The organism is Clostridium sp. JS66 (assembly GCF_033561535.1).
Classification (GTDB): domain Bacteria; phylum Bacillota; class Clostridia; order Clostridiales; family Clostridiaceae; genus Clostridium_AM; species Clostridium_AM carboxidivorans.
Genome location: NZ_CP131467.1, coordinates 6285526 through 6306049, shown reverse-complemented (window position 1 = coordinate 6306049; position 20524 = coordinate 6285526). Strand labels below are relative to the sequence as shown.

Sequence of the window (20524 nt, the reverse complement as noted above, 5' to 3'; positions counted from 1 at the left end):
TTTATAAAAAAATAAAGAAATGTTAATAATAGGAAAACTCAAGAGGGATGGTTAAATATGCAAGAAAATATTAATTATATACCAGTTGATTTTATTTCACCTAATGTATATCAACCCAGAAAACATTTTGATGAAGAAAGTTTAGAAGAGTTAGCACAGTCTATTAATACATATGGTATAATTCAGCCTTTATCAGTTAGAAAAATAGGTGAAGATAAATATGAATTAGTAGCAGGTGAAAGAAGACTGAGAGCAGCCAAAAAAGCTGGATTAGAAAAAGTTCCTGTTATAATAGTAGATATAAGTGACAGGGAATCTGCAGCTATTGCACTTTTAGAAAATTTGCAAAGAGATAACCTAAATTTTTTAGAGGAAGCAGAAGCTTATTATAATTTAATAAAAGATCATTCATATACACAAGAAAAATTAGCAGAAGCTATAGGGAAGAAACAATCTACTATTGCAAATAAAATTAGATTATTAAGGTTAACACCTGAAATAAGAAATATTGTTTTAGAAAACAATTTGACAGAAAGACATGCTAGAGCATTGCTTAAATTACCCACAGAAAAACTTCAAAAAAGTGTTTTAAATGTAGTAATAAAAAAGTCATTAAATGTTAAAAGTACAGAAATATTAGTAGAAAAGCAACTAAGTAAACTAGAACCTAATAAAGGAAAAGATAGTAAGAAAAAAATAAAAGGAATATTTTCACCTAGAGTATATATAAATACTGTTAAACAAGTATTTGATAGATATGGACTTAATGCAAAGTATTCATCCGAAGATTTAGAAGATGAAATACAAATTACTATAAAAATACCTAAAAAATAAAATGTTTCACGTGAAACATTTGTTAAATCCCATAATCATTTGAATTTTACTTAATTTTTCCTTGAGCTATTTTAATAGCTCAATTTTTTTTGTGAAACTTAAAGTGAAATTTTTGTTAAAGTACTTTAAATGTTTCATTTAAAAATATATAATTAAAAATAAGGCGTTTATATCACGAATAATAATTTACTAATGCTTTTATTATAAGGTTGGTGGAGATCATGAAAATAATATCAATATTTAATCAAAAAGGTGGAGTCGGAAAAACTACTACAGCTATAAATCTAAGTGCTTATCTAGCTATGCAAGGTTATAAAATACTAAACATAGATATTGATCCTCAAGGTAATACTACTAGTGGATTAGGATTTGATAAGAGAACTATTAATGAATCTATATATGATGTTTTAACTTCTGATGTAGGTTTAGATGAAGTCATGAAAAAGTGTGAGTTAGTGGATAATTTTTATATTATACCATCTACAATGGAACTGGCAGGAGCAGAAGTTGAACTTATAGATAAGCCTAATAGAGAAAATATCTTAAAGGAGAAGATTAAACAATTAAATGAAAAGTTTGACTTTATATTTATAGACTGTCCTCCATCTTTAGGATTACTTACTATTAATGCTCTTACATTATCTAATAGTGTACTTATTCCAATACAATGTGAATTTTATGCGTTAGAAGGCGTAGGACAACTTGTAAACACTATACAACTTGTAAAGAAGTCTCTCAATAAAAATATTGAGGTTGAAGGAGTAATTATGAGTATGTATGATGGTAGAACTAAGCTGTCAAATGAGGTTGTAAATGAAGTGAGAAAATATTTTAAAGATAAGGTTTATGATGTAACTATTCCAAGAAATATAAGATTGGCTGAAGCACCAAGCTTTGGTTTACCAATAATGCTTTATGATGATAAATGTAGAGGAGCAGAAGCATATGAAAATTTAACTAAAGAATTCCTAAAGAGACAAAAGGAGTGAGGTTGTATTGAATAAAAAGTTTGGATTAGGAAAAGGACTTGGAGCGTTGATACCAGATCAACCAATTAGTGAAAATGAATCTAAAACTAATGATAGTGTAAGTTTAATAAATATAAATTTGATAAAAGCTAATGGAAATCAACCAAGAAAAAACTTTGATGAACATAAAATTATCCAACTTTCAGAGTCAATAAAGGAACATGGCATTATTCAACCTATAGTGTTAAAAGCTGATGGAGATACATATAGCATAATAGCAGGGGAAAGAAGGTGGAGAGCAGCTAAAATTGCAGGTATTAAAGAAGTGCCTGCAATAATAATGGATTTATCTGATAAGGAGATTTTGGAAGTTTCTTTAATAGAAAACATACAGAGGCAAGATTTAAATCCTATAGAAGAAGCGTTAGCTTATAAAAGGTTAATTGAAGATTTTAAATTAACTCAAGAAGAATTAAGTAATAGGATTGGTAAGTCAAGAACTTCTGTAACAAATTTGTTGAGATTGTTAAATATTGATGATAGAGTAAAGGATTATTTAATTGATGGCGTTATATCAGAAGGACATGCAAGAGCTTTGTTGAGTTTAGAAAATAAAGATGTGCAATATGAATTGGCTCAAGAAATAATAGATGAAGGCTTAAGTGTAAGACAAACAGAAAAACTCATTAAAAATGTAAGTAACAAAAAATCATTACCTACAAAACAAGTAAATGATTTAAATCCATATTATGTTGACATAAAAAATAAATTAGAAGATTTATTTAGAACTAAAGTTCAATTAAGCGATAAGAAGAATAAAGGTAAAATAGAAATCGAATATTATTCTAATGAAGATCTTCAAAGAATACTTGAGATATTAAAAATTACAAATTAAACTATAAATTTTCAGCTCTAATGTTTCACGTGAAACATTTACGGAAGGAGAAACAAAATGCAAAACATCATAGGAATAATAAACAATTTTCAAATTTATATTATTAGTGCACTTTTTATAATAGTAATAATACTATTTATTATGGTAATTTGTGCTTTTAAATCATTAAGTAGGATGGAAAGCAGATATAGGAAATTTATGAGAGGTGTAGATAATAAAAATTTAGAAGAATTAGTAACAGGTTATCTAGATAAAATAGATAAGGTAGAAAAAAATTCAGATGATATAAAAGAACTATATAGAACATTAGATTCAAGAGTAAAAGGATGTGTTCAAAAAGTATCTGTAGTAAGATATAGAGCATTTGAAGATGTAGGAAGTGATTTAAGCTTTTCAATATCATTATTAGATGAAAATAATGATGGTGTTATTATTACTGGAATATACGGCAGAAACGAAAGTACTACATATGCTAAACCAGTGGATAGAGGAATATCAAGATATGATTTATCAGAAGAAGAAAAACAAGTATTGCAAAATTGTTTAAATAAAATTTAAAGTAATGAATAAGAAACCTCCTTAAGGGAAATATTAACCTATAAAGGAGGCTTTTTTATGAAAATTTTTGTTCCAGAAGAACTTACATATATAAAGCAGCAATTAAGAAAAAGAGGATATAATGTTATAGATGAAATAAAAAATAAAGAATGTGATGTTATAATATGTAATTTAAAAAATGGTGGATTAGTAAATTCTAATATATATAATAGTGTAAAAGAAGAAGGCATGTTAATAATAGATTCTGGTAGTAAAAGTATAGAAGAAATAGAGTGCATACTAAATAATAGGTCATATAACAGATTGTTTTAAGATGCCTTCAAAATTTATATTCTTTATTGTGCATTAGCATTTTCCGTAAACTTATTATCAAAAATTTTAGTGGATTTTTTACCACCAATAGTTTTTAATATTGAATGGTATAATCCTTTATATATAACTTCTACAATTTGCATTACTGTAAATAGTCTTGTATTTTGTAAAACCATAAATTCCATAGCACCAGATATGTTTACTATACCTGTTATACTTAAATCGCCAACTTGAGGCAAATCTTTATTCATAGCGGAGCCAGGCTTTAATGGCTTTGATTCTAATACTATATTTCCAACGTTCTGAATACTACCTAAACATGCATCAATAGCTATTATAAAAGGATTTTCAAATTTGTTATTAACTTCTTTTATAATATTAGAAAGGTTTTTCGCATGAACAGGATTTTCAAGATTTCCATATAAAAATACCTTATCTCGAATTAAAAACTTTAATTTGTCTCCTACTAAAGGGCCTAAACTATCACCAGTAGATCTATCAGTACCTATACATAGGATAATTATAGGCCTACCTAATTTGGCTATAGGATAAATTTCTTTACTTAAAACATCTCTTAATTGAAAAACAGAATTTGGTGATGAGGAATCTAATACTAATTTATTTACCATATAAAAAACCTCCTGTTATTATGAATTTTAACCATATGAAGGTTATTTATACGTAAATTTTTGTTTTTTACACATAAAAAATTCCTAATAAATGAATATTAGGAATTCTCATTTTAAACTATGTTAATTTTTTTAAATATATTATAAAAAACTACAAGGAATATGCAAAAAATTATACCAGAAATTCCGTTTAATTTAAGACCTATAAATAAAGCTGCTAAAACTGCTACCGGATTGATTCCCAATGAAGATGATACAATTTTTGGCTCAATTATTTGTCTTATTATTGATACTAAAATATAAGAAATGATAATTCCAAATGCAGTTATATAGTTTTTAAATAAAAAAATATATATAATAGCAAGAGGAATATATATAGTTCCTATACCTAGAATAGGTAAAATATCTACAAAAGCGCATAATACACTTAGAACAATTGCATATTTTACTTTAAAAAATAAAAATACTATAATAGTTTCTAAAAAAGTTATGCCTATAATAAGCATATAGGATATCATATAGTTAACAAGCATTTTTTTTGTTTCTAAATAAATATAAAATATTTTATCTGTTTTATTTTCTGGAATAATGTTTAAGAACTTATCTTTAACATCTACAATATCTTTAGTGAAAAAGTATGTAGCAAGTAAAGTAAAAAGTATAACCATAATTATATATGGAATTGATGCTAAAAATCCTAATAAAGTAGATACAATTTTGCCAGTAATAAATACAGTTATATTGGAAAGTTTAGTAACAAGACTAGAAAAATTTTTATCTACACCATTAATTATATTAGGATCAAGGTTTTTATAGTATTTTTGGAGCTGTTCAAAAGAATCATATACATTAGATGAATTCTTTGAAATATATGATTGAATATTTTTACCCAATTGAATAGCTTCTGATGCAAACATACCTATTCCAAAAGACAAAATTAAAACTAAAAAAGTAAAAAATATTATTGTGGTTATTAAAGATGCTATTGAGCTTCTAATCTTAAATGTTTGCATAATATATTTAGTTGGTTTTTTTAAAATTAATGCAAATAGTAAAGCTAGTACGAATGGTAGAGTATAATTTATAGTGCTAAAGAATGTTAAAAAAATTATAGTATATATTATAAAAAAAATTATAATTTTATCAATTTTGTTTAGTAAATCTTCCATTTAACTCACTCCACCTTTTTAAAAATAAATATATGATGATATATATTTTTTTTTAATGTGCTTCTAAATATTCAATAATAAATTTTAGAAGCATTATTTAAACAATATTTACAAACAGTACCTAATATAGATTACTCTAAATGAAATTTTTATAAACTCACATATATAAGTAACGCTATGAAATATTATTTCTGTTATAATAGAATATAATGTTATATAAATCATATCCTATTTGCTATAAGGTTAGAAAGTTAGGATATTAATGTATAATATTCCACTATATACAATTATAAACCAAATTAATTGTATATAGAATAAAAACTTTAATTTGAAAGGGGGAAAATTCATTTTAATAATGAATTGGAATTTATGGATATTTACTACGTTATAACTTTTCAAAATACACATGGTGCTATAAGTGGTGAAAGTATTTTAAAAAATAATAATATCAAGGTAGAAATAATGCCAACACCAACAGTAATCACCAAAAGTTGTGGAATAAGCATAAAGATTGAAACTGAATTTATAGAACAAGTAAAAAGCCTAGTAGAAAAAGGTGAACTAGTTATAAAGAATGTTTATGAAAAAAGTGGAACTGGATATAAGACTTACACTATATAAATACAGGTGATAATAATGAAAAATTTATTTTATTTTTTTACTTTAAATTTTAGTTTGGATAAATATGGGATAAGAGTTGGAGATTTAAATAAACAGAGCATTTATAATTTTGGATTAAATATGGTTAAAGTAATAGTTATTTTAGTATTTATGTACTTAATTATTAAAATAGGAAATGGAATTATAAATAGATATGTTTCCAAACAAAAAAATTTTAAATTTTCTTTAGATGATAAAAAAGCTAAAACAGTAGGTGCTGTTTTAAAAAGTATACTTAGATATTCAGTATATTTTTTTGGCGTTTTTGGCATAATAGAAGTTTTATTTAATAAGATTGGATTAACCTTTGCAGGAATAGGAGGAGTAGCTTTAGGTTTTGGTGCTCAAAGTCTTATAAAGGACGTTATTAATGGTTTTTTCATATTATTTGAGGATCAGTTTACTGTTGGAGATTATATTAATGTAGATGATAAAGGCGGAATAGTAGAAAGCATGGAGCTCAGAGTTACAAAAATAAGAGATTTCAATGGAGATCTACATATAATACCAAATGGACTTATAACCAAAGTAACAAATCATTCAAGAGGTAACATAAGAATTATGGTAGATGTAGATGTATCTCATGATGAAGATTTAGATAGAGCAATAAGGATAATATCAGATTTATGTGATAGGTTTAAAGCAGAAAATGAATGTGTTACGGAAGGACCAAAAGTATTGGGTATATCTGCATTAAAAGAAGATAGAATTACTATAAGAGTTGCTGGCAAATCCAAACCTATGACTCAATGGGATGCAGAAATGAAACTTCGAAAGGAAATAAGAGATGTTTTAAATAGTGCTAATATAAAAATACCTTATGCAAAAGTAAAGGTAGTTAAGGAGTGATAATATGATAAAAAACTTTTATCTCGGTGATATAGTAGAAATGAAAAAAGGACATCCATGTGGAGGAAACGCTTGGGAGATAATAAGACTTGGAGCTGATATAAAGGTAAAGTGCTGTAACTGCAGCAGAATAGTTATGATACCTAGAAGTAAATTTGAAAAAGATGTAAAAAAGATAATAAAACAGAATGTTCCAGAAGAGAAATAGCTTGATTTTTATAAGAATAAGTGATAAAATATTTAATTGTGATCCCTGCTGTGTAAAGCACAGCCGTTAGTCCAAGGGGAGGAGGTGAAATCTAATGAGAAAATATGAAACTATATTCATATTACACCCATCATTAGACGAAGAAGCTGTTAAAGCTAACGTTGAAAAGTTCAAGGGCGTAATAGAAAATGGTGGAGGCGTAGTAGATAACGTTGATGCTTGGGGCAAGAGAAAACTTGCTTATGAAATAAACAAGATTGGCGAAGGTACTTATACTCTAATAAATTTCAGCGCTGGTCCTGAATTACCAAAAGAGTTAGACAGAGTATTCAGAATTACAGATACTGTTATAAGACATATAATAGTTAAAGATGAAAAATAGGTGGTGTTTTTATGAACAAGGTTGTTTTAATTGGAAGATTAACCAAAGATCCTGAGTTAAAATTTACTCCAGGAAATGGTACAGCTGTTGCCACCTTTACTTTAGCCGTTGATAGAAAATTTTCTAGAGATGGTCAAAAAGAAGCTGATTTTATCCCTATAGTAGTATGGGGAAAACAAGCTGAATCTACAGCAAATTATATGAGCAAAGGTAAGCTTATGGGAGTTTGTGGTAGAATTCAAACTAGAACATATGATGCTAAAGACGGTACTAGAAGATATGTTACTGAAGTTGTTGCAGATGAAGTACAATTCCTTGAATGGGGAAGTGGAAATAGATCAGCAGCACCATCATTTAACGAAGCTTCATCTGAAGAATTTGGAAATACTCAAGGCTTTAATGAAAAAGCCTATGGAGAGGATATCACGCCAGTAGATGATGGAGATATCCCATTTTAAAGGTAAGGAGGGATAAGGATGCAAAATAATAGAGATGGCGGCAGAAGAAATTCTGGCAAAATGAGAAGAGCTAAAAGAAAAATTTGCAGTTTTTGTATGGATAAAGCTGAATCAATAGATTACAAAGATATAAATAAGTTGAGAAAGTATGTTACAGAAAGAGGTAAAATTCTTCCAAGAAGAATTTCTGGAAACTGTGCAAAACATCAAAGACAACTTACAGATGCTATAAAGAGAGCAAGAAATATAGCATTACTACCATTTACAACAGAATAGTTGATTTAAGGTGAAGGATTTTTTTATTCTTCACTTTTTATTTTTTGTTTATTTATATAATATTATAAATTGACAATGCTATTTATAAAACTTATACTTTAGAATATGATTGTGGTAAAAGTATACAATAGAAATATTTTTATGAAAACGTTTGTTCAGTAGATAATGTTGACAAGTGTCATTAATAGAATTTAAAATATAAAAATCATGTTTCAATTTATGTATAATGCTATTATGTATTAGCTAAAACTTTAATAAGCATAGATTTATTGCATAAATGCATAAAAATAACTAAAATAGAAGTATAGCTTTGAGGGGGATGGGGGTAAATGAGAAAAGAAGATTTTAATATAATGTATAATGTGAAAGTAATAGAAGAATTGAAAGCAGATCTTTTATGTACAATTGGTGACTTGTTTAAAATACTTACTAAAGGTAGTAATATAGCTCAAAATGCGATATTAGATTGTATTTCAGGGGCAATAATAGTATTATACTTACTATCTGAACGACTTGGATATTCACATACAGCTGTAGATGAAAACATGAGAAAAAAGTTAAAAGTAGGAATAATAGAAGAGGATAAAATAGAGAAAGAAGGTAAGGATTTAACTAAGCTGTATAATCATTTAAAGGAAAGAGAATAATGGAGGAAAAGATGCAAAATAGAAGTTATAGCACAAAGTCAGTAGTTGAAGCAGGGTTAATATCAACTCTAATTGTAGTAATTATGCTTGCTAACTTATATGTACCTGTGTTGGCGGTTGTTGGTAAATTAATCTTACCAATTCCTGTAATAATACTTTATATAAGACATAATTTGAAAGTTACATTAGCTGCAGTAGTAGTTAGTTCAATTATAGTAGCTATGTTAAGTGATCCGATACAAGCATTTCAATGCTTAATTATACTTGGTACTGTTGGAGTAACTTTAGGATATTGTATAAAACATAAAAAAAGTAACAGTTTAACCTTAATTATGTTAACTATAATGTCTGCTATAGGAATTACAGTAAGTTTTGTTATATTAGTACACTTAGCAGGACAACAGGGAATTATAGATTTTCTGTCAAATCAATTACAACAATCTGTAAGTATGGCAAAGCAAATGAATGCTGGTATGGGATTAACTAAAGAACAATCAGCTGTATTAGATAGTATATATGAATTTGCTAAGCCAGATAATTTAACAAAAAACTTTCTATTAATTATAATTTTGTCTGGATTCATGTCAGCATGTTTAAATTATTATGTAACTAGAGTGATACTAAAAAAATTAAAATATGATATAGTGGAAGTAAAACCTTTTACTAATTTTTATATTAATAGCAAAATGGCAGCAATAGTAGCTATTTTCATTTTAATAGGAGTATTGCTTACTAAAAATAACATGTCTATAGGTAGTTCTATAACAACAGCTGGCTATGGTATTCTTCAAATTATCCTTTTACTAAATGGAGCAGCCTTTGTTTTATATTATTTAAGAAATAAATTTAATATGTCAAAATTAATTTCAAATTTAATATTAATATTTACTATTTTGTCTCCGCTCCTTGTAGTTTTCATTTATTTAGGACTTATAGATATATTATTGGATTTTAGAAAACTTGACCCAAATAGAAGAAGGCCTAAAGAAAAATAAATGGGGGCTTATTAAATGGATAAAAAATATAATTATTTTATAACCAGTAACAAAGTATATATGATCATAATAGCTATTCTTATTTCAGTAATTATAGTTTATAGGCATTTTTATATAGGAGTAGTATTTATAAGTTTATATATGATTCTTGTAGTATATAATATGAAAAATACAAAAGTTAGGCAAACAGAATGGAAGAAATTTATAGAGAATTTTTCATCTCAGTTGGATAATGCAACTAGAAATACTTTAGTAAAAATGCCTTTTCCATTAATTATGATAGATAAAAAAGGAGAAATTCTTTGGTATAATCAAAAATATTCTTATATAATTAAAAATGAAGATATATTAGGTAAAAATATTAATGGTGTAATTAAAGAAATTAATTTAAGGCAAATCTTAGATGGTAAAAAAAATATAATGAAGAATGTTAAACTAAAAGAAAATTATTATGATATATATAGTAATGTAGTTGATATATCTGATAACTTAGAAGATAGAATAATACTTTTGTACCTTTATGATGTTACACAAATGTTGAAAATTGTTAAGAACTTAGAGCTAAATAAATATACTATAATGCTTATGGAAGTAGATAATTTTCATGATGTAATTAAAACCATTGAGGAAGGCCAAAGACCATTAATAGTTGCAGAAATAGAAAGAACAATAAATTGTTATGCTCAAAGTTTAAATGCAATGATGAGAAAATATGATGATAATAAATATGTATTATGTGTTCAAGATAATTATGTTGAAAAAGAGATGGAAAAAAAGTTTGAAATATTAGATAATATAAGAGAAATAAATATGGGCAATAAACTAGCTGTTACTTTAAGTATAGGAGTAGGACGTGGTGGAGAGACTCCACTGCAAAATGAAAATTTTGCAGCATCTGCTAAGGAACTAGCACTTGGAAGAGGTGGAGATCAAACTGTAGTTAAAAATGGAGAAAAGTTATCCTTTTATGGAGGAAAAACAAAAGAAGTAGAGAAAAGAACTAAGGTAAGAGCAAGAGTCATAGCACATGCTCTTGTAGAATTAATAAATGCTAGTAGTGATGTTTTTATAATGGGACATATAAATCCAGATATAGATTGTCTTGGAGCTGCTGTTGGAATATATAGTACAATAAAATTTTTAAAAAAGGATTGTCACATAGTATTAGAAGAAACTAATAGCAGTATAAATTTAATTTTAGAAAAAATTAAAAATGAAGAAGATTATGAAAATGTATTTATAAATAGCAAAGAATGTATCGATAATGCGAAATATAATAGTTTACTTATCCTTGTAGATGTTCATAGCAAAGGGTATGTTCAAGACATAAAAGTAGTAGATGCTTTTGAAAAAATAGTTATAATAGATCATCATAGAAAATCTACAGATTTTGTAGAAGGAACACTTTTAAGCTATATAGAACCATATGCATCATCTACATCTGAATTAGTTACAGAAATGCTTCAGTATATGGTTGAAAAACCAAAAATAAAAGTAATAGAAGCAGAAGCTCTTTTAGCAGGAATTTGTGTTGATACTAAGAATTTTTGTTTTAAAACTGGTGTAAGAACTTTTGAAGCTGCCTCTTTTTTAAGAAGATTGGGAGCAGATACTGTAGATGTAAAAAAATTTTTTTCAGATGATTTAGACACCTATTTAAAAAGAGCTGAAATTATAAAGTCAGCTGAAATATTTAATAATATAGCAATAGCTGTATGCCCCAATGAAATAGAAGATATTGTATTAGCTGCACAGGCTGCTGATGAATTGCTAAATATTACAGGTATCAAAGCATCTTTTGTTTTTGTTAAAATAAAAGATAATGTATGTATTAGCGGAAGATCTTTAGGAGAAGTCAATGTGCAAGTTATACTTGAATCTTTAGGTGGAGGAGGACATATGACTATGGCAGGGGCAAAAATTAAGCAAGTCACATTAGATGAAGCTTTAAAAAAACTTAAAGATGCCATTGGCAAATACATTATGGAAGGTGAAGAATAATGAAGGTTATACTTTTAAAAGACGTAAAATCAGTAGGAAAGAAGGGAGATATAGTAAATGCTTCTGATGGATATGCAAGAAATTATTTACTACCAAAAGGACTTGCAGAAGAAGCAACAGGTACTAATGTTCATATATTAAATAACAAAAAGGAAGCTGAAAGAAGACAAAAACTTGCAGAAATAGAAGCAGCTCAAAAGATAGCTGAAAGCTTAAAAGGAAAGGAAATAAATCTTTCAGTTAAAACAGGTGAAAATGGAAAGTTATTTGGATCAATAACAGGAAAGGATATAGCTGATGAATTAAATAAAAAATATAATTTAAAAGTTGATAAGAAAAAAATCGTAGTAGATAACATAAAACAAGTTGGAACTTACGATGTAGAGGTAAAACTATATCCTGAAATTTCAACTAAAATAAAAGTTATTATAGCAGAAAAATAAGGGGGAGAACCTGTGAAATCACAATTTGTGAATGATATAGAAGATGAATTTATTGACAATATATCAATTGAAACCCAAATAAATGTATTGTATGAGATATTAAATAAGGTATTGGATGAAGGTACTATAAGATCCAGGACAGTAAAATATAAATTACAAAGCTATGTAAAAAGTAAAGACATGCTAAAGAGGTTGTACGCTTTAAACATGATAGTAAGTGATGGTAAGGGATTACAAACTGTGCCTACTGAATCAAATGCATGTAAGGTTTTAGAAGATACAAATGTTTGGATTTCAGAAGCTTTGGCAACAAAATATGTAAAAAGCAAAATAGAGCAAGAAGTAGAAAAAAATCTTATAGAAAAGCAAGATAAGTATTTAGATGAAGTAAGATTAGGAATTATAAAAAAGCAAAAAGGACCAGAAAATGCGAAGACACTTAAAAAATATGCTCAACTTGAAGTTTTAGATTCTAATAAGTTAAGTAAAAATATTCAGAGCATTTTAAGACCAGGATGCTTTTCTGAGATTGTAGGACAGGAAAGAGCTATAAAATCTATATTATCAAAGTTAGCATCACCATATCCACAGCATATTATACTATATGGTCCACCAGGGGTTGGAAAAACTACGGCTGCAAGATTAGCATTAGAAGAAGTTAAAAAATTGCAGTATACTCCTTTTGAAGAAAGTGCTAAGTTTGTGGAAGTTGATGGTACTACTTTAAGATGGGATCCAAGGGAAATAACAAATCCATTATTAGGTTCAGTGCATGATCCCATATACCAAGGTACAAAAAGGGACTTAGCAGAAACTGGTACTCCAGAACCAAAACCTGGACTTGTTACAGAAGCTCATGGAGGAATACTTTTTATTGATGAAATTGGAGAATTAGATGAAATGCTCCAAAATAAATTATTAAAAGTATTAGAGGATAAAAGAGTAGAATTTTCATCTTCATATTATGATCCAGATGATGAAAGTACTCCTAAATATATAAAATATCTTTTTGAAAATGGAGCACCAGCAGATTTTATATTAATAGGAGCTACAACTAGGGAGCCTAATGAAATAAATCCAGCGTTGAGATCAAGATGTACAGAAGTTTATTTTGAACCTTTAAGCTCAAGTGATATAAAGAAAATAGTTGAAAATGCAGCAAGCAAAATTGATATTAATTTAGAAGAAGGCGTAGCAGAAACTATAAGTAGATATACAATAGAAGGCAGAAAAGCTGTTAATATACTTGCAGATGCATATGGATATGTTTTATACAATCAAAAAGGAACTGATTTGAATTCAAAAGTTTTAATAACAAATGAGGATTTAAATGAGATTATAAGCATAAGTAGATTGGTACCTTTTGAGGATGTTAAAAATGAAGTAAAATATGAAATTGGACATATATACGGGTTAGGTGTTAGTGGATATATTGGATCTACATTGGAGATAGAAACAGCTGTTTTTGAAGCAAAAGAAAAAGGCAAAGGTTCAGTAAGATTTAATGATACTGCTGGAAGTATGGCAAAAGATTCTGTATTTAATGCAGCCTCTGTAATAAGAAAAATAGCAGATAAGGATTTAAGTGACTATGATATACATGTAAATGTTATAGGAGGAGGTAAAATAGATGGACCTTCTGCTGGAGCAGCTATTACAATATGTATTATAAGTGCACTTTTAAATAAGCCATTAAGGCAAGATGTAGCTATAACTGGAGAAATATCTTTAAGAGGTAAAGTAAAGCCTGTTGGGGGTATATTCGAAAAAATTTATGGTGCAAGAAGAAAAGGTATAAAGCTTGTAATTATGCCTGAAGATAATATAAAAGAAGCGCCAACAGAGCTTGAAGATATAGAAATAAAGGCAGTAAAAAATATAGAAGAATTAATGAAAATAGTTTTTGAAAGTAATTCTAAGGAGAGATAACGAATGGATGCACCTCTTAGAAGTATGCCTCATAATATAGAGGCAGAGCAAAGTGTAATAGGTTCAATGCTTGTAGATAAAACTTCCATAGCTGAGGCTATGGAAGTTTTAAAAACTGAGGACTTTTATAAGGATGCACATAAAGTTATATTTAATGCTATATTAGATTTGAATCAAAAAGATGTAGCTGTTGATATAATAACTCTTACAGAAAATTTAAAATCTAATGATAAACTAGATGCTGCAGGAGGAATAACTTATATAAGTGAATTAAGCGGTTCAGTAGTTTCTACAGCAAATATACAATCCTATATAAAAATAGTAAAAGATAAATCAGTATTAAGAAAACTTATTAGATCCTCTACAAAAGTAATAGAAGAAAGCTATAATAGCCAAGATGATGTATTAGGGGTTATTGATTTAGCAGAAAAACAAATATTTGATATTTCTAACAATACTAATACTTCTGATTTTGAACCAATGAGTACTGTTTTGGAAAGAGGATTTATAGAAATAGAAAGGCTTTTTAATAATAAAGGTCAAACCACAGGAGTACCTTCAGGATTTAGAGAACTTGATGCTAAAACATCAGGATTTCAAAAAGGTGATATGGTGCTAATTGCAGCAAGACCATCTATGGGAAAAACTACATTTGCTTTAAATATAGCAGAAAATGCGGCTTTAAGAGAAGGAAAAAGTGTAGCTATATTTTCTTTAGAAATGTCTAAGGAACAGTTAGCATATAAGCTTTTATGTTCTGAAGCTCATGTAGATATGCTTAAGTTAAGAACAGGTAACTTGGATGACAAGGACTGGGAAAATATTGCTAGAGCATCAGGACCACTTGGTGGAGCTAAAATATATATAGATGATACTGCAGGTATTTCAGTAATGGAAATGCGATCTAAGTGCAGGAGATTGAAGATAGAGCATGGAATAGATATAATAATGGTTGACTACCTTCAGTTAATGTCAGGAAGTAAAGGATCAGAAAGTAGGCAGCAGGAAGTATCAGAGATATCTAGATCTATTAAAGCACTGGCAAAGGAAATGCAATGTCCAGTTGTTGCACTATCGCAGTTATCTCGTGCACCAGAAGCAAGAACAGATCATAGACCTATGTTATCAGACCTTAGAGAGTCAGGTTCTATAGAACAAGATGCTGACGTGGTTATGTTTTTATATAGAGATGAATATTACAATAAAGAAACAGAAGAGAAAAATGTGGGTGAATGTATCATTGCAAAGCAAAGAAATGGTCCTACAGGTACTGTTAAACTTGCCTGGCTTGGACAATTCAGTAAGTTTGGTAATTTGGATGTTATACACCAACAATAAAAATGAGGCTAGCTTTTTACAGCGAGCCTCATTTTTTAAATTTAAATACAGCATTGAATTTTTATACTGTAAAAATTTTAATGAATATCTATTCTTCTTTGAGATTCTTTAGTTTTTTCTTTTTTTGGAAGAATAACTTTTAATACACCATCACTAAAAGATGCATCAATAGTGGTTTCATCTACATTATCTATATAAAAGCTTCTCTTAAATTCTCCATATCTTCTTTCGCGTCTTACATAATTTCCATTTTTATCTTCTACATCGTCTTGGCGTTTTGCTGATATAGTTAAATAGTTGTTGTTAAGATTAATATCTATATTTTCTTTTTTTATACCAGGTAAGTCAGCTTCTATCATGTAGTTATTTTCATCTTCTTTTAAATCTACTTTGAAGCCATTTCCGAATGTAGAAATATTTGATGGATAGAACATATCATCGCCAAAGAAATTGTTTAAAAAGCTATCGAAAATATCGTCACCTCTTTTATTTATGGAATTGTTTCTTCTAAAAGGAATCATATCAAACATAATAAAAACCTCCTTAATTTGTTATTATTTTTATTTATATATTGTGTTTATGCTTATATAATAATACAAAGGTCAAAGAAAGTCAAAGTAAGAAAGGTTAGTATTTAAACGGTTTTGATAGATATTGTAATGAATATTAATTTAAATTGTTTAAGTAGTAATTATAAGTTAAAAATAACATAATATTAAAAAATATGATGAAATTTTATTAAAGGTCAAAAAAATTTTATGATTTTTGACCTTTAATATTATATTTAAATACTATAAAGTAAATAAGATTGATTTATAAAAGGTTATAGTATTTTTGCCATTCGGGATATATTGTAAAATTAAATTAATTATGAGAATAGTTGATTATATTTACAAAGTGTATTAAAATTATAAATGTGCAATAAATAAAGATGCTCCTATGGCTCAGCTGGTAGAGCAACTGATTCGTAATCAGTAGGCCGCAGGTTCGAATCCTGTTAGGAGCACCAACAAATTAAGAATAATATCTAATAAACGCATAAAAGAAGATTAAGTAGTATAAAGTTATATATAAGTTAATATTTTTTATAACAATAAAAGTCCCTAGCTGTGAATAATATAAGTTAGGGGCTTTTATATTTAATCATGTAAAAAGGATTACTTGATGCAAAATGAAAGCACATGTGTATAAAAATTTCATAAATATGTGATATAATTATAAATATCACTTAATAATGAAGGAAAGTGCAAAGGTGAATTTCAAAATAAGGGGATGTGTTTTTATGCAAAAAGAATTTTCTTTAAGTAATGGCAAAGCTATGGTTAATTTTACAGCAAAATATTGTAACACTGCAGAAAAATTATTGGGAAGCAAGGGGTTTAAAACTGTTTTAGAATCCTATATGTCCAAAATAAAAAGTAAGGAAAGTAATATATATAAATATATTAAAAGTTCTATAAATAGTAATGATGTAAAAGAAATATCCAAAGATATTACAAATGTATTAAAGCTACTTATGGTTTTAGATGCTGAGGAGATAAAAAAGTTTAGTGAGAAGTATGATAAATTTTTAGGAGATAAAGATAAGTTTATATCTTTTATAGAAGGACTATATGGTTTCTGGAGAAAAATAGAAAGATATACTATAGTTCAAAATAACAAAGTAGGTGAAGGTCTTCAAAGTGTAAGTTTTATAGATGCAAATAATGAGTTTTCAAAGCTTATTTTAAATACTTATAGAAAAGTAGAAGAAAATGTTATAGGAGAAAAGCCTAAGGTGTATAGACAACTTCCGGCTGGTGGAAATGCTGGACTTATTTTAAATGATATAAAATGGCCTTATCCAAGTGGTTATGAATGCTTAAATAAAATACCGTTTATAGAATCTATAATAGTTGATCCTCCATTTATAACATATCCTAAAAAGAATAAGAGAGATGGTATGTTTACAGAGTGTTATGAAAATCCATTAAAAAATTGTTCTATAAATGTAGATCATTGGTTTTGTTATCCTGCAAAAGTAGGAGAGTTGTTAGCATATATATATTTTCATAGAGACTTTATGGCTCATGGAGTAACACTTTGTAATCTTTTTGAATTAGCTAAAGAAGATGAGTATAGAGGGAAAAAGCCTGATATAGTATATGTATTTGGTGTTAGAGATAATAATGAAGATATGCAAACAATATTTTATGATGATAAAGAAAATGACATAATGCTTGGATATATAAATTATATGGAAAGCATAGATTATTTCGGGTATATGAAAAAAATGACATTAACTCTTCATAATTTAATAATGATAAAAAGAGGGTATTTGCCAATACATGGAGCTATGGTTAATATAATAACTAAAAACAATAAAGAAGCTAATGTTGTCATAATGGGAGATAGTGGAGCTGGAAAATCAGAAAGTTTAGAGGCGTTTAGAGAACTAAGTGATAACTATATAAGTGATATGACCATAATTTTCGATGATATGGGTGTAATTAAATTAAATGAAAATGAGAAACCTTTAGGATTTGGCACGGAGATAGGTGCATTTGTAAGATTAGATGATTTAGATGCAGGATATGCATTTAAAGAAATTGATAGAAGTATATTTATGAATCCAGATAAGATAAATGCAAGACTTGTTATTCCTGTGGCAAGTTACAATGAAATTACAAAAGGATACCCTATAGACTTACTACTTTATGCTAATAATTATGAAGAAGGCGAAGAGTTGGAGTTTTTTACAAATATTGATACAGCCATAGATGTATTTAGATCAGGAAGAAGAATGGCAAAGGGAACTACCACAGAGAGAGGGCTTGTAGAGACTTATTTTGCAAATCCATTTGGACCAGCACAAAAAGTAGAAGATACAGATAAACTTATTTATGAATACTTTAATAAATTTTTTCAAACAGGAATAAAAGTTGGTCAATTAAGAACGTGTTTGGGTGTAAATGGTAAAGAAAAAGAAGGGCCTAAAAAGGCTGCTGTTAAATTATTAGAGCAAATTAAAAGTTTATAAAGGTTAAACATATGTAAATTCAGCACATTAATATATGAAAATGTGTTGAATTTTTTTCTAACTGTATTATAATTAAAAACAATAGGGTTAATAGCTTATCAGTTCAAAAAAACAAATCAATATTGTAAAAACTAGTTAAAAGTAAATCATTTTTAGTTTGCTATCACATTATTTTAATTTCAAATTTTAATTTCAAAATATTAAATACATATATTTTGAAGTAATATTATAAATAAAGTCATTCAGGTTAAGCTTCAAAAATTGAGGAAGTACTTTATATTGGATAAATTATAAGGAGGTAATTAAATTGTTAAATGAACCAAAAAAGGGGGATGTAATAGTTTTGGATTCAAAGACAAATTATAATTTTAGTCAGAGTATGTATATGAAAATATATGAAAGTCTTCCCTGCGGTGTAATATTATTAGATGAAAATGATAAAATTATCGAACTAAATAGTAAAGCACTAAATATATTTCATGATCTAGATTTAGAATATCATTTACAAAGGATAATGGATAAAGTCAACCAAAACTTATTAAAATCAGATGAAAACGATGTAGAAAAAAAATGTGAATATGAGATTATAACAGAAGATTATACTAAATATTTAGAGGTTACAGTTAATTATATAAAAGATATTGAAATAGCTAAAAAGATTATATTTATACAAGATGTTACCAGTTACAACTTAAGTATAAATAAGCTGAAGGATGAAAAAAAGATTATAGAAAGTAATAGCATAAACGAAGGAATATTTTTGGCAAATATAAGTCATGAAATTAGAACTTCTATTAATGGAATAATAGGTATGACGGATTTAACTATAATGACAGATTTAACATTAGAACAAAAGGAAAATTTAAAGTTAGTAAAATCTAGTGCATTAAAGCTTTTAGATATAGTAAATAGTATATTGGATTTTTCTAAGATAAATTCAGGAAAGATGAAAGTTGAAAGTGTAGAATTTAATTTTAAGGAATTATATAATGAAATTGTAAGAATAAGCACTATGAAGGCTTTAGATAACAAATTAGAATTCAAATCTAAAATAGATGATGCAATTCCAGAAATATTAATAGGTGATCCTATAAAATTAAAACAAATACTAGATAATCTCATAGATAATGCGATAAAGTTTACTAAGTATGGAACAGTGTCACTTATAATTCAAAAGGGAGAAACTATTGATAAAAAAGTAAATCTTAAGTTTCATGTAAAAGACACAGGAATAGGTATAGACAAAAAAGATATTGGTAAATTGTTTACAAGCTTCAGCCAAATAGAAAATAAAACTTATACTAAAAAACCTACTGGTACAGGATTGGGACTTTGTATATGCAAAGGGCTAGTAGAATTAATGAATGGAAAAATAGAAGTAAAAAGTAGAAAAGATGTTGGAACTTTATTTTCATTTAATTTATTTTTACAAAAGTGTGGAAAGTCTACAATTATAAATATAGATGATAGAAAAGATAAAGTTAAAAGAATAAATAAAAAGTTAAATATTTTAATTGTAGAGGATGATAAAGCTAGTCAAATTGTAATGTATAATTTATTTAAAAAATATGGGCATATATGTGATATTACAAATAATGGACAAGAAGCATTAAATGTATTAAAAACAAAACAGTATGATTTAATTCTTATGGATATACAGATGCCTATAATGGATGGTGTTCAGGCAACTAAATTTATAAGAAAATCTGAGGAAGGTAATGATAAACATATACCAATTATAGCTCTTACAGCTTATGCACTAAAAGGAGATAAAGAACACTTTTTAGGGTTAGGTATGGATGAATATATATCAAAACCTTTTAATGTAGAAGAATTGCTGCAAACCGTGTATAAAATAGTTAAAAAAGATGAAAGTGATTTAAATATTGTAAATAGGCAAAATAATATAGATAGGGAAGCATTATTTTTATATCTATTATAGTGCTTAAAGATA

General features: G+C 27.4%; 22 protein-coding genes and 1 tRNA gene. 20 read left to right on the top strand and 3 right to left on the bottom strand.

Features of this window, described 5'->3' with window-relative positions; genetic code table 11:
* The first annotated feature begins 57 nt into the window (after positions 1–57).
* From noc to Q6H37_RS29390, 5 genes are all read left to right on the top strand, one after another.
* Entirely contained in the window at positions 58–834 is a 777-nt protein-coding gene (noc, locus tag Q6H37_RS29410; protein WP_318738607.1) for a nucleoid occlusion protein, read from the top strand.
* Between the two features lie 221 nt (positions 835–1055).
* Positions 1056–1823, top strand: a complete 768-nt coding sequence (locus tag Q6H37_RS29405; RefSeq protein ID WP_318738606.1) for a ParA family protein — start codon at positions 1056–1058, stop codon at positions 1821–1823.
* Positions 1824–1830: 7 nt separating this feature from the next.
* On the top strand, positions 1831–2697 hold the full coding sequence (locus Q6H37_RS29400) for a ParB/RepB/Spo0J family partition protein (protein WP_318738605.1): 867 nt from the start codon (positions 1831–1833) through the stop codon (positions 2695–2697).
* A 57-nt stretch (positions 2698–2754) separates the two neighbouring features.
* Entirely contained in the window at positions 2755–3255 is a 501-nt protein-coding gene (locus tag Q6H37_RS29395) for a DUF4446 family protein (RefSeq protein ID WP_318738604.1), read from the top strand.
* Positions 3256–3312: 57 nt separating this feature from the next.
* Positions 3313–3567: a YkuS family protein gene (locus Q6H37_RS29390; protein WP_318738603.1), complete on the top strand. Its 255-nt coding sequence runs from the start codon at positions 3313–3315 to the stop codon at positions 3565–3567.
* Positions 3568–3590: 23 nt separating this feature from the next.
* Here the strand turns inward: Q6H37_RS29390 and yyaC are convergent, their stop codons facing one another.
* Together yyaC and ytvI are read right to left on the bottom strand one after the other, a co-directional pair.
* Positions 3591–4196, bottom strand: a complete 606-nt coding sequence (gene yyaC, locus Q6H37_RS29385; protein ID WP_318738602.1) for a spore protease YyaC — start codon at positions 4194–4196, stop codon at positions 3591–3593.
* Between the two features lie 113 nt (positions 4197–4309).
* Positions 4310–5365: a sporulation integral membrane protein YtvI gene (gene ytvI / locus Q6H37_RS29380; protein WP_318738601.1), complete on the bottom strand. Its 1056-nt coding sequence runs from the start codon at positions 5363–5365 to the stop codon at positions 4310–4312.
* 369 nt (positions 5366–5734) lie between these two features.
* On the opposite strand from ytvI, the gene Q6H37_RS29375 reads away from it, so the two are divergent.
* The 12 genes from Q6H37_RS29375 to Q6H37_RS29320 all read left to right on the top strand — a co-directional run bounded on the left by Q6H37_RS29375 (position 5735) and on the right by Q6H37_RS29320 (position 15551).
* Positions 5735–5986 carry a DUF3343 domain-containing protein gene (locus Q6H37_RS29375; RefSeq protein WP_318738600.1) on the top strand — a complete coding sequence of 84 codons (252 nt, stop codon included), beginning with the start codon at positions 5735–5737 and terminating at the stop codon, positions 5984–5986.
* Between the two features lie 15 nt (positions 5987–6001).
* On the top strand, positions 6002–6874 hold the full coding sequence (locus Q6H37_RS29370; RefSeq protein WP_318738599.1) for a mechanosensitive ion channel family protein: 873 nt from the start codon (positions 6002–6004) through the stop codon (positions 6872–6874).
* 4 nt (positions 6875–6878) lie between these two features.
* Positions 6879–7082 (top strand): DUF951 domain-containing protein, encoded by a 204-nt coding sequence (locus tag Q6H37_RS29365; protein ID WP_318738598.1) that lies wholly within the window; start codon positions 6879–6881, stop codon positions 7080–7082.
* A gap of 94 nt (positions 7083–7176) precedes the next feature.
* The gene (rpsF, locus tag Q6H37_RS29360) at positions 7177–7464 is read left to right on the top strand and encodes a 30S ribosomal protein S6 (RefSeq protein ID WP_007063408.1); all 288 of its coding nucleotides are present in this window, start codon (positions 7177–7179) and stop codon (positions 7462–7464) included.
* Positions 7465–7475: 11 nt separating this feature from the next.
* Entirely contained in the window at positions 7476–7922 is a 447-nt protein-coding gene (locus tag Q6H37_RS29355) for a single-stranded DNA-binding protein (protein WP_007063409.1), read from the top strand.
* 18 nt (positions 7923–7940) lie between these two features.
* The gene (gene rpsR, locus Q6H37_RS29350) at positions 7941–8198 is read left to right on the top strand and encodes a 30S ribosomal protein S18 (protein ID WP_007063410.1); all 258 of its coding nucleotides are present in this window, start codon (positions 7941–7943) and stop codon (positions 8196–8198) included.
* A 329-nt stretch (positions 8199–8527) separates the two neighbouring features.
* A complete protein-coding gene (locus Q6H37_RS29345; RefSeq protein WP_007063411.1) occupies positions 8528–8845 on the top strand; it encodes a MazG-like family protein in 318 nt (105 codons plus the stop codon).
* 11 nt (positions 8846–8856) lie between these two features.
* Complete coding sequence (locus tag Q6H37_RS29340) at positions 8857–9840, top strand: YybS family protein (protein ID WP_318738597.1); 984 nt, start codon at positions 8857–8859, stop codon at positions 9838–9840.
* 15 nt (positions 9841–9855) lie between these two features.
* Positions 9856–11841 carry a DHH family phosphoesterase gene (locus Q6H37_RS29335; RefSeq protein ID WP_318738596.1) on the top strand — a complete coding sequence of 662 codons (1986 nt, stop codon included), beginning with the start codon at positions 9856–9858 and terminating at the stop codon, positions 11839–11841.
* Positions 11841–12284: a 50S ribosomal protein L9 gene (gene rplI / locus Q6H37_RS29330; protein ID WP_318738595.1), complete on the top strand. Its 444-nt coding sequence runs from the start codon at positions 11841–11843 to the stop codon at positions 12282–12284. Before Q6H37_RS29335 ends, rplI begins: the two co-directional genes overlap by 1 nt.
* Before the next feature lie 12 nt (positions 12285–12296).
* On the top strand, positions 12297–14213 hold the full coding sequence (gene lonC, locus Q6H37_RS29325) for a Lon family ATP-dependent protease (protein ID WP_318738594.1): 1917 nt from the start codon (positions 12297–12299) through the stop codon (positions 14211–14213).
* A 3-nt stretch (positions 14214–14216) separates the two neighbouring features.
* Entirely contained in the window at positions 14217–15551 is a 1335-nt protein-coding gene (locus tag Q6H37_RS29320) for a replicative DNA helicase (protein ID WP_318738593.1), read from the top strand.
* Positions 15552–15628: 77 nt separating this feature from the next.
* Here Q6H37_RS29320 and hsp18 read toward each other — a convergent pair whose 3' ends face one another.
* Positions 15629–16081 carry a heat shock protein Hsp18 gene (hsp18, locus tag Q6H37_RS29315; RefSeq protein ID WP_318738592.1) on the bottom strand — a complete coding sequence of 151 codons (453 nt, stop codon included), beginning with the start codon at positions 16079–16081 and terminating at the stop codon, positions 15629–15631.
* A 403-nt stretch (positions 16082–16484) separates the two neighbouring features.
* Between hsp18 and Q6H37_RS29310 the strand changes: the two genes are divergently transcribed.
* The 3 genes from Q6H37_RS29310 to Q6H37_RS29300 all read left to right on the top strand — a co-directional run bounded on the left by Q6H37_RS29310 (position 16485) and on the right by Q6H37_RS29300 (position 20512).
* Positions 16485–16560: transfer RNA gene (locus Q6H37_RS29310), tRNA-Thr, on the top strand.
* Positions 16561–16833: 273 nt separating this feature from the next.
* On the top strand, positions 16834–18570 hold the full coding sequence (locus tag Q6H37_RS29305) for a phosphoenolpyruvate carboxykinase (RefSeq protein ID WP_318738591.1): 1737 nt from the start codon (positions 16834–16836) through the stop codon (positions 18568–18570).
* A gap of 307 nt (positions 18571–18877) precedes the next feature.
* The gene (locus tag Q6H37_RS29300) at positions 18878–20512 is read left to right on the top strand and encodes an ATP-binding protein (RefSeq protein ID WP_318738590.1); all 1635 of its coding nucleotides are present in this window, start codon (positions 18878–18880) and stop codon (positions 20510–20512) included.
* The last annotated feature ends 12 nt before the right edge of the window (positions 20513–20524 follow it).

Coding starts and splice junctions, on each gene's coding strand:
- noc (WP_318738607.1), top strand. CDS start 58: ATGCAAGAAAATATTAATTATATACCAGTTGATTTTATTTCACCTAAT.
- Q6H37_RS29405 (WP_318738606.1), top strand. CDS start 1,056: ATGAAAATAATATCAATATTTAATCAAAAAGGTGGAGTCGGAAAAACT.
- Q6H37_RS29395 (WP_318738604.1), top strand. CDS start 2,755: ATGCAAAACATCATAGGAATAATAAACAATTTTCAAATTTATATTATT.
- Q6H37_RS29390 (WP_318738603.1), top strand. CDS start 3,313: ATGAAAATTTTTGTTCCAGAAGAACTTACATATATAAAGCAGCAATTA.
- yyaC (WP_318738602.1), bottom strand. CDS start 4,196: ATGGTAAATAAATTAGTATTAGATTCCTCATCACCAAATTCTGTTTTT.
- ytvI (WP_318738601.1), bottom strand. CDS start 5,365: ATGGAAGATTTACTAAACAAAATTGATAAAATTATAATTTTTTTTATA.
- Q6H37_RS29375 (WP_318738600.1), top strand. CDS start 5,735: ATGGATATTTACTACGTTATAACTTTTCAAAATACACATGGTGCTATA.
- Q6H37_RS29370 (WP_318738599.1), top strand. CDS start 6,002: ATGAAAAATTTATTTTATTTTTTTACTTTAAATTTTAGTTTGGATAAA.
- Q6H37_RS29365 (WP_318738598.1), top strand. CDS start 6,879: ATGATAAAAAACTTTTATCTCGGTGATATAGTAGAAATGAAAAAAGGA.
- rpsF (WP_007063408.1), top strand. CDS start 7,177: ATGAGAAAATATGAAACTATATTCATATTACACCCATCATTAGACGAA.
- Q6H37_RS29355 (WP_007063409.1), top strand. CDS start 7,476: ATGAACAAGGTTGTTTTAATTGGAAGATTAACCAAAGATCCTGAGTTA.
- rpsR (WP_007063410.1), top strand. CDS start 7,941: ATGCAAAATAATAGAGATGGCGGCAGAAGAAATTCTGGCAAAATGAGA.
- Q6H37_RS29345 (WP_007063411.1), top strand. CDS start 8,528: ATGAGAAAAGAAGATTTTAATATAATGTATAATGTGAAAGTAATAGAA.
- Q6H37_RS29340 (WP_318738597.1), top strand. CDS start 8,857: ATGCAAAATAGAAGTTATAGCACAAAGTCAGTAGTTGAAGCAGGGTTA.
- Q6H37_RS29335 (WP_318738596.1), top strand. CDS start 9,856: ATGGATAAAAAATATAATTATTTTATAACCAGTAACAAAGTATATATG.
- rplI (WP_318738595.1), top strand. CDS start 11,841: ATGAAGGTTATACTTTTAAAAGACGTAAAATCAGTAGGAAAGAAGGGA.
- Q6H37_RS29320 (WP_318738593.1), top strand. CDS start 14,217: ATGGATGCACCTCTTAGAAGTATGCCTCATAATATAGAGGCAGAGCAA.
- hsp18 (WP_318738592.1), bottom strand. CDS start 16,081: ATGTTTGATATGATTCCTTTTAGAAGAAACAATTCCATAAATAAAAGA.
- Q6H37_RS29305 (WP_318738591.1), top strand. CDS start 16,834: ATGCAAAAAGAATTTTCTTTAAGTAATGGCAAAGCTATGGTTAATTTT.